Annotated in this window: 1 pseudogene; it reads left to right on the top strand. The window is 60.0% G+C overall.

Features of this window, described 5'->3' with window-relative positions:
* Positions 1-919 (top strand): annotated as a pseudogene (locus C0039_RS20815) (calcium-binding protein); the annotation flags it as partial.

The following is a 919-nucleotide window of genomic DNA, read 5'->3' on the forward strand; positions in this document are numbered from 1 at the left end:
CATCGATGGCGGTGACGGCTACGATACCTTGCTGGGCAGCAAGGGCGACGATGTCCTGGACTTCTCGCGAGGCCCGAAACTCGACGGTATTGAGGAGATTGACGGCGGTCGTGGTGATGACACCATCATCGGCACCCGCGGGGATGACCGGATCGTGGGTAATAGAGGCGACGACACTATTACCGGTGGTAGCGGAGATGATGAGCTACTCGGTGGCAGGGGTGATGACACGTTCCTGGTGCGCGGCAATGCCGGGCTGGATCAGTACGATGGGGGTAAGGGTGATGACCTCATTCAGGGCTCTCGCTACAACGACGTCATCCAGGTCACCGACGGTCTGGACAACCTCGAAAGTATCGAGGCCATTGACGGCGGTGACGGCTACGACACCCTGCTGGGCAGCAAGGGCGATGACGTCCTCGACTTCTCAGAAGGCCCGGCGCTGAAGAACATCGAAGAGATCGACGGCGGCGCCGGCGATGACACCATCATCGGTACCAAGGGCGATGATCACATCGAAGGTAATGTCGGCAATGACAAACTGTTCGGTGGTGACGGCAACGACACCTTCAAGGTCTACGGCAACGCCGGGCTGGACCAGTACGACGGCGGTGACGGTGAGGACCTCAGTCAAGGGACACGAGACAACGATGTCATCCAGGTCACCGACGGACTGGACAACCTGCAGAGCATCGAAGGCATTGACGGCGGTGACGGCAACGACACCTTCAAGGTCTACGGCAACGCCGGGCTGGACCAGTACGATGGGGGTGACGGTGAGGACCTCATTCAAGGGACACGTTACAACGATGTCATCCAGGTCACCGACGGACTGGACAACCTGCAGAGCATCGAAGGCATTGACGGCGGTGACGGCTACGACACCCTGCTGGGCAGCAAGGGCGATGACGTGCTGGAC

The sequence above is a fragment of the Pseudohalioglobus lutimaris genome, assembly GCF_002866825.1.
In the GTDB taxonomy this organism is placed as follows: domain Bacteria; phylum Pseudomonadota; class Gammaproteobacteria; order Pseudomonadales; family Halieaceae; genus Halioglobus; species Halioglobus lutimaris.